The organism is Candidatus Babeliaceae bacterium (assembly GCA_041660765.1).
GTDB lineage: Bacteria > Babelota > Babeliae > Babelales > Babelaceae > JBAZVR01.
This window is the reverse complement of the sequence record JBAZVR010000001.1, coordinates 679,413-695,150: the sequence shown is the minus strand read 5'-3', so window position 1 is coordinate 695,150 and position 15,738 is coordinate 679,413. Positions and strand designations below refer to the sequence as shown.

Here is a 15,738-nt window from a genome sequence, read left to right as displayed (position 1 = left end):
TACGTATATTAAAAAAATGTGAGCAGAAGCAATACTATTGTATTTAAAAGGCTCGCTTTATATACTGTGCTGTAATAAAAAATTAACAGGAGTATGGTATGAAAATATTTCTAGATACAGCGCATATTCAAAATATTCAGAAGTGGTCAAATTCTGGGCTTATTGACGGTATAACCACAAATCCAACGTCACTGAGCAAAGAAGCCGGTTTGCCCATAGAAGTTATTAAAAATATTTGCAAACTCATGGGGGATAGCCCCGTGAGCGTAGAAGTAACAGAAAAAGATCCGAACGCTGTCTTTGAGCAGGCAAAAAAGATTGCAGCTATTTCTGATAATGTTGTTGTTAAAATCCCCTGTTGGCCGGAATACTGTTCTGTTATTAAAAAACTTGTCGATGCGAATATATCACTCAATATTACGTTGGTGTTTACGGCATTGCAGGGACTGATGATGGCAAAGCTCGGCGTTGATTATATTTCTCCTTTTATTGGCAGACTAGAAGATATTGATGGCGCAGGCTTGCAAGTTGTGAGCGATGTGCGAGAAATATTTGACACATACGGCTATGAGACCGAAATTTTGGCAGCATCAGTACGCTCTGTATGGCACATGCATCAAGCCGCCTTGCATGGTGCTGATATCGTAACAGTATCAACCGATATCTTCGAAAAATCTCTCTATCATCCGCTCTCAGAAATCGGTATAGATATCTTTGAAGCCGATTGGAAAAAGCTTGGAGTTAAGCAATTTCCATAAAATATTGATAAAACACCTAGTAAAATGGTATTGTTATGATTAATTAACGAGGTGTTTTATGAATTATAAGAAACGTATTTATGAAAAGCTTATTAAAGATTTTTCAAAATTATTTAAAATAATATTCTTGGTCGGTGCGCGGCAGGTTGGGAAAAGTTCATTATTGGCTCATATGTTTCCAGATATCAAGATATTTGTTTTTGACCCAGTTCAGGATATTTATAACGCACGTAACAATCCCGATCTTTTTTTAAAAGATTTTACCTCGCCATTAATTTTAGATGAGATACAGTTTGTTCCAGAATTATTACCTTCATTAAAAAGATTTGCCGACACTTCTGATGCACCCGGGCAATATTTTTTGACAGGATCCCAGCAATTATCAATTTTAAAGTCGGTTTCAGAAAGTTTGGCTGGAAGGGTGGTGATTATTCCCATTGGTATTATGACACCGCATGAAATGTATGATGAATTTGATGTCGAAAAAAATTGGTTTTTGCAGTATTTAAAGAACCCGGATACTTTTTTTAAAAATTCTTCAGAATTATTGCAACATGTGCCATCGCGTATAGAGGCTATATGGCGTGGTGGAATGCCTGGGACTATCGATTTGCCAAACAATGCATTGCCTTTTTATTTTTCTTCATATGTGCAAACGTACGTTGAGCGAGATGTTCGGCTGTTAGAAAATATAGAAGACTTGTCAGCATTTGGTACTTTTTTATCATTGTTATCGGCTTTAACTTCGCAGGAAATAAATTATTCTCAGTTGGGAAGAGAGCTTGGCGTTGCTCCAAAAACAGCGCAGCGTTGGCTGCGGTTACTTGTGCATACCTATCAATGGTCAGAATTGCCCCCTTTTCATATGAATGCCATTAAAAGATTGTCGCTTAAGCCCAAAGGTATTATTTCTGATACTGGTCTTGCGTGCTATTTACAGCGCATATCATCGCCGGAGGCTTTAGCTGCAAGTCCTATGCAGGGAGCCTTTTTTGAATCATATTGCTTTAATATGATAAAAGGATTTTGCGGTGCACTGCCCATGGCCCCCCATTTTTATCATTGGCGGACATTGGCCGGAGCCGAGGTTGATATTCTTGTTGAAATTGACGGTCGATTTTATCCCATAGAAGTCAAGTCTGCTACAGTTGTAAGTAAAAGTGATATTCGTGGCATTGAAGCTTTTAGGGCTACGTATCCACATTTAAATATCGCAAAAGGCGTAGTGATATATGCTGGGGATATCTGTTATCGAGTTACAGAAGATGTTATAGCCGTGCCATGGAATTTAAAGTAACGATCAAGTGCTTCACATAATGCGTAATTAAATTTATAACTTAATTTGTTTGAATGCATGCACCCGTCGCCCTGAGTGCCGCTCTTAGAGCGATGTATCGAAGGGTTAGGGTGCATAGGTTCAAGTGGGATTAGTTATTCGGTTTGCCACTTACGCCTACGCCGAGGCTACGGCGCACAGGCAGGGCGAGCGAAACTATAAAATTTTCTGTTGCTCATTACGCATAAGGTCTAATACGGCAACAGGCATATTACTGCAGGCTGTTACAGAATCAACAGAAGTCGCTACTATAACAAATATTCTTGCAAATCCCAATGCAGCACTGGCAAATGAAGTCATAGATATAACCGCAGAGTTTATTAATAAACCAGCGAGTGTTGTATCAGAAGTTATTGCAACGGCACAAGCCTGTAGGCGTCGAGGTGGGCAAAATTAGTTAAGTAAAAAAATAAGGGCGTTCAATTTTGAACGCCCTTATTTTTAATATTTAAGACAGATTGTTAGACAAGAATTTAATAATAACCTAGGGAGCGAGCCATAGCCAGTCCCATGCCTGCGCAAACTATTCCACCATTACAAATGTCTTTTGCCTTTAATATTTTTTCAGCCTTAGACCTGTGAATGTCAAATTTTCTGTATATTTTTCTGTTCGGATAAAAGATTTGTTTTATTATGTCTCTTCCGTCACTGAATGATTGGTTATCGAGATTTATGGGAATTAATTGGGTTAAGTTTTCAATAATTATAGGAGCTCCTATAATATTATAGGGATATGGGGCATATTTTGTTATAAGTGCACCAAAGGCTGTTCCGGCCAGTGGACCAGCGACGTCGATGAGTATGTTTTTCATTCGATTGCGGTTCTCGCCGTCCAAAGGTTTTCCGCAAGAAAATCCCGCATAGTCTTTAAAAAAACTTTTATCGACCGTTATGTACTTATTTTTGAATAAAACATCTTCGACTTGGTTAAAGACACCGGAAGACCCCCATCCAAACACCAACTTAATTGGATCATTGTATAAAATTTTTCCTGCCGTAGCATGCCCCGCTTCATGAGCTACTATTGAGGTGAGGTTTGCTGTGTAATACGCGCCGTAAAAGAGCGCGGCAACGCCAACGGCTTTCGCCGCGCCTATAGCTATATCTTTATTTTCTATAGACCTTATTTGAGCAGTTATTAATAAAGGTATTAATAAGAATTTTGTAAATCTTACCATGATTTTCCCTGATGTTAATTTTATTTTACTTTAGTGTAATTAATCTAATAATAACATAAAAATTACATTTGTCAATTTTTTTATATATTTTTATTTCAAATGGCAGGTATTGAGGTGGGCAAAATTAGTTAAGTAAAAAAATAAGGGCGTTCAATTTTGAACGCCCTTATTTTTAATATTTAAGACAGATTGTTAGACAAGAATTTAATAATAACCTAGGGAGCGAGCCATAGCCAGTCCCATGCCTGCGCAAACTATTCCACCATTGCAAAATATTTTGCTTTAAAATATTTTGCAGCTTTAGCTTCATCCACATCAAATTTTCTGTATTTTTTGTTTGTATCAAATATTTGCTTTACCATATTTCTTCCATCACTTGTAGATCCATTAATATTGAAGGGAATAAATTGAGTTAAGTTGGTTATAATAATAGGAATTCCTATTACATTATAAGGATATGGAGCATATTTTGTTATGAGTGCGCCAAATGATGTTCCTACTACTGGGCCAGCGGCACTGACTATAAAATTTTTGATTCGTGAATCCTTATCCAGATTATGACTAGAGCCTCCGCCATTTTTAAAAAAATTTCTGTTGATAGTCACATACGGATTTTTATATAAAATACCTTCAGTGTTTTCAACTTCGTCATACTCACCTGTTGAGACGTTTATTTTAAAGGTTATAGTAGATGACTTCGGCGTCTGTCCCAGAGTAATATTAATCGGGTCGTTATACAAAGCCTTACCTGTTGTAGCGTGTCCCAGCTCATGAAGGACCGCGGCTGTGAGATTTGCGCCGTAGTAGGCTCCACAAAATAAAGCTGCAGCGCCAAGGGCTTTGATTGCTCTTGTGTCAACCACCTCTGCGTTTTCCATGGACTGTATCTGAGCGGTTACTAATAACGGTATTAATAAGAATTTTGTAAGCTTTTTTATCATATTTTCCCTTTAAATTAATTTTGTTTTACTTAGTGTACTTACTATAATAGTACCATAAAAATCACATTTGTCAATTTTTTAACCTATTTTTTACCTAGGTGGCAGGGGTAGGGGATAGGGGCGAGGGCATCTACGTGAGCACTGGGGTGGTAAGGGTTGGAAGTAGCGATAGGATCGATATATTAAAGGGTATTGAAGGGTCGTATAGGTTACGCTATCGCTCTAAGGGCTATGGCGCACCAGCCTTCGCTACTTCGTAGCTACGCCTGCCAGGCGTAGCTACGATTTCTTCTAAATCACCGATTGCGAGCTATTTTGCGCCATTTTTATCCCTAAATTAGGGTCGGCGAGCTTATTAGCATGAAGTCCTGTCGTGTGTTTATCCCAGGCGGCAGGCGTCGAGGTGGACAAGGCCGCGGGCGGCGGCGGGGTCGTGCGGAATATCGTATCGTTGATAAAAAGCATGAACAATATCTTGATATTTTTGCGCTTCATGACTCAATTGATACTGCCCATGGGTGGCACTGCTCAGTTCGAGATAATACACATCATTGTTGCCGTTGTCTCGAGCCATTTTACTCAAAAGCTGAGAGCAGTATACCGGTGTTATCATGTCGTCACACGAATGTATAAACAATAATGGAATATTTTTTGCAATAGTAGGTATTGGTGTAATTGGTTGAGGCCCATACCAATTGTATACAGGGTGCATAAAATATGATGCCACTACCGAAGATGTTATAGCCGTGCCATGGAATTTAAAGTAACGATCAAGTGTGCCACATAAGAAAATATGGAAAAAAACAATCTATCACATGCAATTTTTATTATTGCATGCAGTCATTTGAAGATAAGCCCGCTCTGCGAACCGGTGCAAAGTTTGCTGTGCCTGTCGCGGCACTTGGAGTAGCGTATCAGTTGATAACATGGAGCCAAAAATAAATAACTAAAGCTTATTCTTTTATTTCAAGCGCATCATTATAATGATGCGCTTGAAATACTATCATAGGCCTATTTTTTTTAGGGTATTGTACTGATCAAGTATGTGATGGTAGCGTTCAAAAGTGAATGCTCGATTGGTTCCGAATGCAAAATCTTTTAAGCCCATAATAATTTCTTGAAGTACATCTCGGCGGTTATTTTTTGGGTACTGACTCACATATCCTTTCAAAAATGCGGGAATAACCATCGAGAGCCAAGCTTCTTTGTCCAAATTTCCTGGGACTATAATTCCATCAAATGTGCTAACAAAAAATATGGTTCCAATATCTGTAACGGCAGATTCTGGAGTTTTAAAAAAACCTGGAACGCGCTCATTATCAATTAAAACAACACGTTTTTTTGCAGGATCATAAAAAACGTTTTTATGATGTAAATCGCCATGAATTGTTGTAGGGGTAAGCTTTTTTCCATTTTTTTTCATATATAGTTGATGAAATTTTGCCATAGCTCGTCCAACTTCAAAATAGGCTTCTTTAACAAGTTTTTTATTGAGCTCATTTGGTTCTGATATATATTTTTGCATATATTTATCTAAAGATGTTCCGGGTGCTGTTGGCATCAAAGATAGATAATGATTGTCATATGTAATTAGGGCGATAGGAATGGCCAATGATGGATAGCCTGGCTTTATCTTTGGCCAAATAAGTTGATCTAAACTTTTAATACCATAAAAATCGGCAAGATGGCGTGCTTCTGTATATTTATCAGCCATTTCTTTAAGGATATATGAAGTTTTGTTTTTGCCGCATGTAGAATTAATTAAAAATAGTTGAGTGGTTGCATAACCCTTTTCTTCCGGGATATTTTTTGCGGACAAGCATGTTACTGATTTAAAATCATCGTGCGGTAATTTGCCTTCTTTGTAAGCTCTTTCCAAAAAAGTAACCACGCCCTTTTCTGTAAAATTACCATTATCATCAAAAGAGATGCCATTAACGTCCAGTTGTTTTATGATGACAGACTTGTCATATAATGCGCGTAAAGTTGATGCCAAGTTGCTTGATTGTCCTTTGAGCGTATCAATAAGCGCCTGCGTGCAATGCTCTTTTTGAATACATTCGCTGATGATTTCTTCGGCAGTTTTACCCTGATCTAACTGAGGGGTTTTTTTAACTAAACAGCATTTGCAAGCATTTGTTAGGTTATTGTCCCAATCGCCGATATTACATGAGGTTGCTTCATCTAGCTCTCGAATATTTCGGTCAATATTGACCAGTATTTTTTCTTGAGAAAAGACCAATTGCATAGAAGCAATAAGAAAGCTTGCTACATACATAATCTTGCTATAATAATTTTTCATAATGCTTCTCCTAAATTAATTGTAAATAATATTAATTAGTACATGAGAAAAAAAGCAAGAAAATTACAGGCGGCAGGCGTCGAGATGGACAAGGCCACGGGCGGCGGCGGCGGGGTCGTGCGGAATGTTGTATCGTTGATAAAAAGCATGAACAATATCCTGATATTTTTGCGCTTCATGACTCAATTGATACTGCCCATGCGTGGCACTGCTAAGCTCGAGATAATACACGTCATTGTTGCCGTTGTCTCGGGCGATTTTACTCAAAAGCTGCGAACAATATACCGGTGTTATCATGTCATCACATGAATGTATAAACAATAATGGAATATTTTTTGCAATAGTAGGTATCGATGTAATTGGTTGAGGGCCATACCAATTGTATGCAGGGTACATAAAATATGATGCCACGATAAAATGAGCAATAGTAACGGTACCAGGTATCCAGCCTATATTCATACGATTAAGTTTGTGCTGTACAACACTTTCTACGCTGTCAAAGGGCGATTCTAAAATAGCAGCTCTAACGTTTTCTGGTTGATAAAGACCCAAATAATTGATGATAGTTGCTGCGCCACGAGAGGAGCCGATTAATACAATTTCTTTGAGCGCATGATTATGTATAAATTCTTTATGGTTGTTGTGTAGTGTCAAACAATCGCCATGCTGCCCTATCGTAACTTTTGCCGCATTAATAATTCCCGGTTGTATAACGTCATCAAAATTAAATGCCCAATGCGGGCCGTTAATAATATTCCAGTTTGTGCCGGCATAATAATGTATGTCTTGTTTGCATCGGCCCAGCCCATGCGCATATAGAAAACCAATCTGTTCTTGCGTGTGTGTCGATGTGCTTAAAAAAAATACATAATAGAAAATATGCTTTCTATTTATCACAAATCCCCCTATCCCTCAAAAAAATTATCCCTTTTTTAATATATTAAATCAATGGTACAATGATCAATATCTTCATGCTTTTCCCACAAGGAGGGATCTTTTTTATGAAAATATTTAACATTAAAGCACCATTTCCACCTGCAGGTGATCAGCGACAAGCGATAGAATTGTTATCGCATTCTAGGCCTGGTCGATCAACATTATTGGGCGTAACGGGGTCCGGTAAAACATTTACGATGGCAAATGTTATTGCCGAGCAATCAAAGCCTGCGCTCATTCTATCTCCTAATAAAACCTTAGCGGCTCAATTGTATGAAGAGTTTTGTCTTTTTTTTCCAAAAAATAAAGTTGGTTATTTTGTGAGTTATTATGACTATTATCAACCGGAATCTTACTTGCCAGCTCAGGATATTTATATTGCAAAAGAAACAAAAGTAAATAGCGAAATAGAGCGCTTGCGTATTGAAGCAACGGCATCGCTGATAAATCGTCCAGATAGCGTTATTATAGCATCGGTTTCTTGTATTTATGGCCTGGGAAACCCGTATGATTATCGCAATTTGGCCCTTTCTTTGCATGTTGGCCAGCAAATGCCCAGAACCGATTTATTGCGTAAGCTTATTTTTATTCAGTATGTGCGAAATGATATGGAAAAAGCGCCGGGAACGTTTCAGGTGCGCGGCACTTCTATAGAAGTTAATTTGCCCTATGTTCGCGATAAATTGCGTATAGAAGTTTCTGGCTCAACTATAGAGGGGCTTGAATGGGTTTCTCGGCATGATAATACGGTAATAGACAAACTTGATACTATGTTAATTCTTCCAGCAAAGCATTTTGTGACTACAGAAGAAAAAAAAGAACGTGCGATTCGTAGTATTCAAACAGAACTTGATGAATGGCTGCCTCAGCTCAAAAACCCCTTGTATCGTGAACGTCTTAAGGCACGTGTAACGCATGATTTAGAATTACTTAAAGAACGCGGTTTTTGTCCGGGTATTGAAAACTATTCAGTACATTTTGATGGCAGAGCTTCCGGTCAAAAACCGTACTGTTTATTCGACTTTTTTCCGGAAGATTTCTTACTTATTATTGATGAATCGCATATTGCTGTGCCGCAGTTGCGTGGTATGTATGCAGGTGACCGTGCGCGTAAGCAGTCGCTGATAGATTTTGGATTCAGATTGCCTTCTGCATTGGATAATAGACCACTTAAATTTGATGAAATTGAAACATTTTTTAAAGATGTCGTTTTTGTTTCTGCAACTCCAGGAGATTATGAATTAGCAGAAAGTTCTGTTGTTGCAGAGCAAATCATTCGGCCAACGGGACTTATTGATCCAGAAATAGAAATTCATCCACGCGAAGGACAGATTGGCTATTTGATTGCAGCTATTAATGAACGGGTTGAGTTGGGATTCCGTACGTTGGTCACCGTTTTAACAAAAAAACTTGCCGAAGAGCTGGCGCATTATCTTGAAGAGCATCGCATCAAGGTTTGCTATTTGCATCATGATCTCAAAACGCCGCAAAGAACAGAGATTTTGCATAAGTTAAGAAGCGGGGTTTTTGATTGTCTTGTCGGGGTTAATTTGTTGCGAGAAGGACTTGATCTGCCAGAGGTTGCTCTTGTCGCGATTATGGATGCAGATATAGAAAGCTTTTTGCGCGACAAGCGCTCGCTTATTCAAATTATTGGTAGAGCAGCGCGTAACAGCGCATCTAAGGTGCTGTTTTTTGCCGATAAAGTAACACGCTCTATGCAGGCAGCTATCGATGAAACCTATCGACGAAGAGCCTTGCAAATTGCATATAATACTGAACACGATATAACACCAACGACGGTAAAGCGAGAAGTGACTAAAAGTATTTCGCCTATGCAAGCGGCCATTGCCAAAGCAAGTAAAAGTGCGGGTAAAAAGCCTAAAGAACATATTGTTATTGAAGATGTTGTTAAGCGCATGGCGGATTTGGAAGAACAGATGACGCTTGCCGCTGATAAGTTGGACTTCGAAACTGCTATTAAGTTGCGCGCAGAATGGTTTGAGCTGCAGAAGTTACACAAATTGTTGTAGGTCAAGTACGCCGAATGGCGCGTGATAATCAGCAATCGACAATTTTTTCATATCGTATATACTTATATGTATTAAATAGCATTTTTTTAACGAGAAATAATAAAAAATAATATGGAAACAAGCCTTTTTACTGATCAAGAATATCTTCTGATACGAGAAGTTTCAAAAATTAGTCCACGCTCATTAGAAACCTGGGATCTGTTGGAGCATACGTTTGCAGAAAATAAAAATAAATTGTCTCCCCGAGCCCGTAAAGTGTTGCAGCAAAAGCTGGCTGAGGCGATTATTCGGTTAAAAAAAGGAATGAGTAGGCCCTGTTTTTGCGCACCATATTTGTGGATATATAATGTTATAAAAAAAAGCTTATCACTGTTGTTTGTGGCGGCATTTATCTGTTTTTTGGGTGGCTTTCTTCATTATTATATTCATTCTAGTTTGCAAGAAGTTGGTTATATTACGTCGTTCTTTGTAACGCAAAAATACATTGACCAACAAATGTCTGCGGTTATTTTTTTATACGGCCTCTCTGCGGTTGTTGCATGCCTTGCTCTTATACGTGGCTTTCTGTTAGGCTCTCGCCTTACGCGTAGACAGGTTGCAAAAAATCAAGAAATTACCTTATATATTCAACGCATTGCCGCCATTACCTTATAAGTACTCTATTTATTCCTGCGCTTTTGTTTATACTAATTGAGATATTGTTATAAATTAAGTAAAATATTGGTGTTTTGTGAAAAAATATATTTTATTATTATGTGCTTTTTTTGTACCAGTGATTATGTTGGGTATGGAAGAAGGGATGTCGAAAACCTATTTGAACCCAATAATTATGAAGGGTATTCAAAATTTCGTTAGTGACATGTGTCTCCTTGATAGTGCTGCCGAGCTATTTAGCACCTTGCAGCGTGTTGGTCTTCGCTCTCAGGCAGATATTGACGAATTTAATAAAAACAATTCTGCACAATCAAAAGAAATTGGACTGGCGATTTTAGCTAAAGCCGAATCATTCAAAAGCAACGAACCCGATGTAATGCGTGAGTTGCCAGAATTAACCGTTAGAAAAATATTTTTTAGTGCAAGTCTGTTTGAATTAGGTGCTATTTTATTTGGGGCGCCGATTGGTTATTATCTGGCAGTTAATGATAATGTTAAATATTGTGCAGGTGTTTCTTTATTAGGTGCATGTGCGCTCGCTGTTGGCACGAAATGTATTACAACTGGACGTGAGAGCGCCCAAAAAATTTACAATAAAAATGCAAAGCCACGAGAAAATATTAAAATAATGCTGTGGTGGGCTGATAAATTTAATACTACCAAGGAAATTCCGCCTGCAAAGACGTCTAACCCTAAACCTATACCTACTAATGATCAGCGTAGTTTGGGGCGCCAGTATTGGAATTTGAATAACCGTAAATATAGCAAAGGCAAGTGAGCTCTTCTATTTATTTCTGTGATTTCATTTATACTAATTGCGACATTATTGTGATAAGTAATTTATATCGGGAAGATTTTTTTATGAAAAAGTATATTTTTTTAATGAGCATGCTCTGTGCGCCGGCGATTATGTTGGGCATGGGTGTGAAAAAATTAGACGAGCATTTAGAGCTTATTGTTGATAAGGCGCACGCTCTTAAGCTTAATGATGAGCAAGAAGATCCTTCCTTAGATAGGCTATTGGATGAAAAAGGATTTACTGATATAGATGCCTTCGAAATTTTTGTAAAAAACAATCCCAAGGCATCGAGGTTTATTCGAGACAAGTGCAAGAGCTATGCTGACGGATTTCAGGATTCCAAAAACTTAACTAAGTCTTTTTCAATAAGGGTTGGTAAAATAGCGGTCTGGGGCCGTTGTTTCGATGTTTGGTTGCCGAAGAAGGGTGATTTTGATGATGAAAAAGGCGAGAGTAAGGAATGCTTTATTGATCCGAATGAGTTTAAAGTTATTAATGAGGTCATTGATGCTCTAACTGTGGATAATATTGCAGGCTTCTCCTCTGAGGGGTTGATCCAGCAGTTGGATGACGCAGATAAGTGTGCGACATTTACGCGAAAGCAGCCCCGAGCATCAGATCGTCTTGCAAAAAAAATTGTAGCTAAAGCCGAATCATTTAAAAAAGACCAGCCCGATGTAATGCGTGAATTGCCAGAGTTAACCTTTAGAAAAACATTTTTTGGTGTAGGTCTGTTTGAATTAGGTGCTATTTTATTTGGGGCGCCGATTGGTTATTATCTGGCGGTTAATGATAATATTAAATATTGTGCAGATATTTCTTTATTGGGTGCATGTGCGCTCGCTGTTGGCGCGAAATGTATCACAACTGGAAGTGAGAGCGCCCAAAAAATTTACAATAAAAATGCAAAGCCACGAAAAAATATTCAAAAAATGCTCAGCCTTGCGCGTAAGCTGAAACCAGTTGAGCACTATTGGTGGGGTACCGTGACGCATTATCCTGCACGCAACAAATAAGTTTATAATACGATGCATGAGGAATGTTTATGAAAAAGTATATTTTTTTAATGAGCATACTCTGTGCGCCGGCGGTTGTGTTGGGTGTAGGTACGCATCAATTTGCACAAAAACTTTATAAAAAAAACTCGTTATTACACTTCTTTGCAGGTAGGTCGCGTTAGAGATGCTCAGTTAATTACCCTAAGTAAGTACAAAGAATATTTGCAAACACTTAAGGATAACGACAAGCCGCCATATTATACAACACGATATATGCTTGCGACAGTGGGTATATAATTTTCAAATACGTGATTATAAATTTGATTATTTAATATCTGAGTACGAATAATATTAACTCAATTGGGCTGAAGCTTTATTATTATGCTGTTTTGGGCTATTCTCGTAAAAAAATATGTAATATTATGTGAGGGTGTATGATACAGAAAAATGTTATATTAATCTTTTGTTTATTACTCATTCCTGCATGTTGGTTTAAAGGAGGGGCTTCTTATATGATGCCGAAAATAAATTCTGTCAATGACGTTATTGCACTGTTTCCTCAAGGTACAGAGGCATTGAAGCAGAAAATGCAACAAGCGATTGATGTGGCGACGCGAGATTTGAATAATATTATTGTTATTCCAATAGAAAAACGTACGTTTGAAAATACCGTGCGTGCGTATGATTATATGAATGCACGTATTGGGCATGCGGTAACTATTTTGCACGTACTAGAAATGGTAAGTCCGCGCGAAGATATGAGAACGGCGGCGCATGAACAAATAGTGGCGGCGCAAGAATTTATTATCGAACAATTAGCGCATAATAAAGATTTATACGAGGCGCTTAAAGAGTATGCACAAATTGGTAAAGATTTAGATTCGCTTTCGCATGAAGAGCGTTATTATCTTGATGAAGTAATTAAGGGTTTGGAAAAAAGTGGTCTTAGTTTGCCCCATATGACGCAAGAAGAACTTAAAAAAATAAAAAAAGAGCTCGGTATTCTTGAGTTGCAGTTTGAAACCAATATTAATTGTGATAATAGAACGATTACTGTTGCGCGGGAAGGGCTTGCAGGATTGAGCGAAGATTTTATTGCTCATCTTACAAAAACAGAAACCAATGACTATGTTCTTGGTGTTGATTATCCAACCGTGCACGTTGTGTTAGAAAATTGTTCTGTCGAAGCAACGCGAAAAGCATTATGGAGCGCCTATAATCACCGTGCATATCCGGCAAATATTTCAATTTTGGAAAAGGTTATTGCTCTGCGCCAGTCTATGGCGGAGCTCTTGGGATTTGAAAGTTTTGCGGCACTTGATATTGACGATGAAATGGCAGAAAATCCGCAAAAAGTAGAACAATTTTTGGAGGACCTTATTCAGCGTTCTGATAAAAAAGTTGATGCAGAATATGCTGAATGGAAAAAAGAACTTCCTGCTGGTATAACGCTGGTTGATAATCTGTTTAAGCCATGGGATATTGATTATCTCAAAGCACAGTATAAGAAAAAGCATTTTTCTCTTGAAGAGCAAGCGCTTGCTGAGTACTTTCCTATGGAAAATACGGTCAAAGAATTACTTACTATTTATGAACAATTTTTGAGTGTTACGTTTGAACAGGTTGCGATAGACAGTAATGCGTTTTGGCATCCTGATGTAAGGCTTGTTGCCGTTTATACGCAGCAGCGTGAGTTAATTGGTTATTTATTACTGGATCTTCATCCACGAGATAACAAGTATAGTCACGCTTGCGAAATTACGGTTGCTCCCGCTTATACAACAGGTAACAACGAATTAGTTCCCGCTGTTGCTGTTGTTCTTGCTAATTTTCCAAAATCTACCGCAACGCATCCGGCATTATTGCGTCGTGGTGATGTTGTTACGTTTTTTCATGAATTTGGTCATGCATTACACGCGCTGCTTGGCGCAACGCGCATGATAGGCTTTTCTGGAACCAATGTTAAGCGTGATTTTGTCGAAATGCCTTCTCAGATGTTGGAAGAATGGATGCATGATGCGTCAATTCTCAAAAAAGTAAGCAAGCATTATGTAACGCAAGAGCCGCTGTCTGACGATACCATAGCTACTATTCGCGCCATGAAGATATTTGATTCCGGCGATTGGGTCAATCGACAACTTTCTTATTCATTATTATCGTTGGAATATTATAAAGCTGGTAAAAAAGATATTCAGCAAATTAAAAAAAATATTTTCAAACGTCTGCGTCGTCACGTACTTTTTGTTGATGATCAACATACCGAAACTTCTTTTGGTCATCTTATGGGTTACGGTGCCAAATATTATAGCTACTTATGGTCAAAAATATTTGCATTAGATATGTTTGATCACATAAAACAGCATGGGTTGCTTGATCCTGTTGTTGGCGGTCAGTACAGCCAAAAAATTCTTAAAAAAGGTGGCAGCTTGGAACCGCAAGAGTTACTCAGAGATTTTTTGGGTCGTGAGCCAAATTCTATAGCGTTTTTTAAAGACCTGGGAATTTAAGCGATAGATATTTGGAAAATAATTTTTTGGATTTGCATGAACAAAAGAACAACGTTATTTTTTAACTTTTTTTTAATCTTTTCTCCCCTGTGCGCAGGCCATTCTTTGCAATCTATGTATGATTATCTTTATAATCACCAAGGCTATGTAATTGGAGCTGTTGGTTTTGCAATAGGTGGTTCTTTGCTGTGGCGATATTTAAAAAGACCGAGGCAGCCACAAAAATTGTTGCCCTTACGTCAACAAAGTTCTACGCCATTGCCCTCCCAGCAGCCAAGTGTTATAACACCGGTTACTGAACGTAAGCCAGAGCCAGTTGCTGAGCGTAATATAGAAAGCGCTATTATAACACCAGTTGCTGAGCGTAAGATAGAAAGCGCCCCTCAAAAAGAAGAGCAAAAATTGCAACAATATGAGCGTGATTCGCTATGGTTGGCGTATCGTTTGAGTGATATAGACTATTATCTTGATATTCCATTAGATACAATGACATCTATTAAAAATGTGTCTGGATTGCAGCAATTGTTTGTAGACAATCAAATAAGTGTCAGCATAAATTTTTTTACTAGAAATGTTACCAATTTTACACAACAGCAATGGATAGATGCATTGGCAGTATTGCGCGTGCGTTCTCGAGGTGAAGAAAAAGAGAGCTATAAATATGCAAATAAAATAAATTTTAGCAGAGTGCCTAGGTTGTTAACAGATGCAAAATCTATTCTTACTGATTTTCTATCAACTGATAAGGACATTGATTTAAAGAATGATTTTGCTCAATTACCGAGTGATTTAAATCTACTTTTTACTCATGCGCTCTTGCGGTATGTTATTGCAGAAAAAAATTTACAACATATTAGTCTTACGGAAAAGTTGCTCCTTATAAAAAATAAAAAGGCTAGAACCTATCTTAGGCCGCCCAAAAGTGCTTTAGATGAACATGTAAAACTTTTTGTGTATAATACAGACCCTGTTCTTGTTGCTGTTAACCTTTGTTTTTCATCTCCTGATTACGTGTGTGAAATTTATGAAAAAAAATCATCATGCGATAAGGACAAAAAAATAAGCGCTGCGGCGCGTTTTGAACTTGGTACATTAATAGAAGCGGCTCCATTTACCCTTGGAACGCTGGGTGGTAACATTATGGCGGATGACCAAGGTGATGCTCTTATTAAGGGCGCCAAAATGGAGGTGACGCCTTCAAGCAGCCTTAAAAAGACATTGTTCAGCTATCAGAATAAATTTGAGTAAGTTTTTCGCCTTCTTGGGTATTTTTACTATTTGAGATATAACAAAAAT

General features: G+C 38.0%; 15 protein-coding genes. 10 read left to right on the top strand and 5 right to left on the bottom strand.

The genetic code is table 11. The features are described from left to right. Positions 1-98: 98 nt before the first annotated feature. The 3 genes from WC707_03885 (at position 99) to WC707_03875 (ending at position 2,491) form a co-directional block, all read left to right on the top strand. Positions 99-758, top strand: coding sequence for a transaldolase family protein (locus WC707_03885; GenBank protein MFA6066299.1), 660 nt, complete (start codon positions 99-101; stop codon positions 756-758). A gap of 58 nt (positions 759-816) precedes the next feature. Further along, positions 817-2,055 (top strand): ATP-binding protein, encoded by a 1,239-nt coding sequence (locus WC707_03880; GenBank protein ID MFA6066298.1) that lies wholly within the window; start codon positions 817-819, stop codon positions 2,053-2,055. 124 nt (positions 2,056-2,179) lie between these two features. Then, a complete protein-coding gene (locus tag WC707_03875; protein MFA6066297.1) occupies positions 2,180-2,491 on the top strand; it encodes a hypothetical protein in 312 nt (103 codons plus the stop codon). Positions 2,492-2,567: 76 nt separating this feature from the next. Here WC707_03875 and WC707_03870 read toward each other — a convergent pair whose 3' ends face one another. From WC707_03870 to WC707_03850, 5 genes are all read right to left on the bottom strand, one after another. Then, positions 2,568-3,272, bottom strand: coding sequence for a hypothetical protein (locus WC707_03870; protein ID MFA6066296.1), 705 nt, complete (start codon positions 3,270-3,272; stop codon positions 2,568-2,570). Positions 3,273-3,526: 254 nt separating this feature from the next. After that, positions 3,527-4,213, bottom strand: a complete 687-nt coding sequence (locus tag WC707_03865) for a hypothetical protein (GenBank protein ID MFA6066295.1) — start codon at positions 4,211-4,213, stop codon at positions 3,527-3,529. A 379-nt stretch (positions 4,214-4,592) separates the two neighbouring features. Continuing rightward, complete coding sequence (locus tag WC707_03860; GenBank protein ID MFA6066294.1) at positions 4,593-4,925, bottom strand: hypothetical protein; 333 nt, start codon at positions 4,923-4,925, stop codon at positions 4,593-4,595. 291 nt (positions 4,926-5,216) lie between these two features. Next, positions 5,217-6,515: a hypothetical protein gene (locus WC707_03855; protein MFA6066293.1), complete on the bottom strand. Its 1,299-nt coding sequence runs from the start codon at positions 6,513-6,515 to the stop codon at positions 5,217-5,219. A 63-nt stretch (positions 6,516-6,578) separates the two neighbouring features. Continuing rightward, a complete protein-coding gene (locus tag WC707_03850) occupies positions 6,579-7,412 on the bottom strand; it encodes a hypothetical protein (GenBank protein ID MFA6066292.1) in 834 nt (277 codons plus the stop codon). Positions 7,413-7,516: 104 nt separating this feature from the next. On the opposite strand from WC707_03850, the gene uvrB reads away from it, so the two are divergent. From uvrB to WC707_03815, 7 genes are all read left to right on the top strand, one after another. After that, positions 7,517-9,484: an excinuclease ABC subunit UvrB gene (uvrB, locus tag WC707_03845; GenBank protein ID MFA6066291.1), complete on the top strand. Its 1,968-nt coding sequence runs from the start codon at positions 7,517-7,519 to the stop codon at positions 9,482-9,484. Positions 9,485-9,595: 111 nt separating this feature from the next. Then, positions 9,596-10,138, top strand: a complete 543-nt coding sequence (locus WC707_03840) for a hypothetical protein (protein MFA6066290.1) — start codon at positions 9,596-9,598, stop codon at positions 10,136-10,138. Positions 10,139-10,214: 76 nt separating this feature from the next. Further along, a complete protein-coding gene (locus tag WC707_03835) occupies positions 10,215-10,916 on the top strand; it encodes a hypothetical protein (protein ID MFA6066289.1) in 702 nt (233 codons plus the stop codon). A gap of 83 nt (positions 10,917-10,999) precedes the next feature. After that, positions 11,000-11,953 (top strand): hypothetical protein, encoded by a 954-nt coding sequence (locus WC707_03830; protein MFA6066288.1) that lies wholly within the window; start codon positions 11,000-11,002, stop codon positions 11,951-11,953. 29 nt (positions 11,954-11,982) lie between these two features. Further along, the gene (locus tag WC707_03825; protein MFA6066287.1) at positions 11,983-12,117 is read left to right on the top strand and encodes a hypothetical protein; all 135 of its coding nucleotides are present in this window, start codon (positions 11,983-11,985) and stop codon (positions 12,115-12,117) included. 252 nt (positions 12,118-12,369) lie between these two features. Beyond that, positions 12,370-14,442: a M3 family metallopeptidase gene (locus tag WC707_03820; GenBank protein ID MFA6066286.1), complete on the top strand. Its 2,073-nt coding sequence runs from the start codon at positions 12,370-12,372 to the stop codon at positions 14,440-14,442. A gap of 36 nt (positions 14,443-14,478) precedes the next feature. Next, complete coding sequence (locus WC707_03815; protein ID MFA6066285.1) at positions 14,479-15,690, top strand: hypothetical protein; 1,212 nt, start codon at positions 14,479-14,481, stop codon at positions 15,688-15,690. Positions 15,691-15,738 lie beyond the last annotated feature (48 nt).

Bases quoted from the DNA above. Each gene is read 5' to 3' on its own strand.
- WC707_03860 (MFA6066294.1), bottom strand. From the start codon at position 4,925: ATGCACCCTGTATACAATTGGTATGGGCCTCAACCAATTACACCAATA.
- WC707_03870 (MFA6066296.1), bottom strand. From the start codon at position 3,272: ATGGTAAGATTTACAAAATTCTTATTAATACCTTTATTAATAACTGCT.
- WC707_03885 (MFA6066299.1), top strand. From the start codon at position 99: ATGAAAATATTTCTAGATACAGCGCATATTCAAAATATTCAGAAGTGG.
- uvrB (MFA6066291.1), top strand. From the start codon at position 7,517: ATGAAAATATTTAACATTAAAGCACCATTTCCACCTGCAGGTGATCAG.
- WC707_03830 (MFA6066288.1), top strand. From the start codon at position 11,000: ATGAAAAAGTATATTTTTTTAATGAGCATGCTCTGTGCGCCGGCGATT.
- WC707_03825 (MFA6066287.1), top strand. From the start codon at position 11,983: ATGAAAAAGTATATTTTTTTAATGAGCATACTCTGTGCGCCGGCGGTT.
- WC707_03840 (MFA6066290.1), top strand. From the start codon at position 9,596: ATGGAAACAAGCCTTTTTACTGATCAAGAATATCTTCTGATACGAGAA.
- WC707_03880 (MFA6066298.1), top strand. From the start codon at position 817: ATGAATTATAAGAAACGTATTTATGAAAAGCTTATTAAAGATTTTTCA.
- WC707_03815 (MFA6066285.1), top strand. From the start codon at position 14,479: ATGAACAAAAGAACAACGTTATTTTTTAACTTTTTTTTAATCTTTTCT.
- WC707_03865 (MFA6066295.1), bottom strand. From the start codon at position 4,213: ATGATAAAAAAGCTTACAAAATTCTTATTAATACCGTTATTAGTAACC.
- WC707_03820 (MFA6066286.1), top strand. From the start codon at position 12,370: ATGATACAGAAAAATGTTATATTAATCTTTTGTTTATTACTCATTCCT.
- WC707_03855 (MFA6066293.1), bottom strand. From the start codon at position 6,515: ATGAAAAATTATTATAGCAAGATTATGTATGTAGCAAGCTTTCTTATT.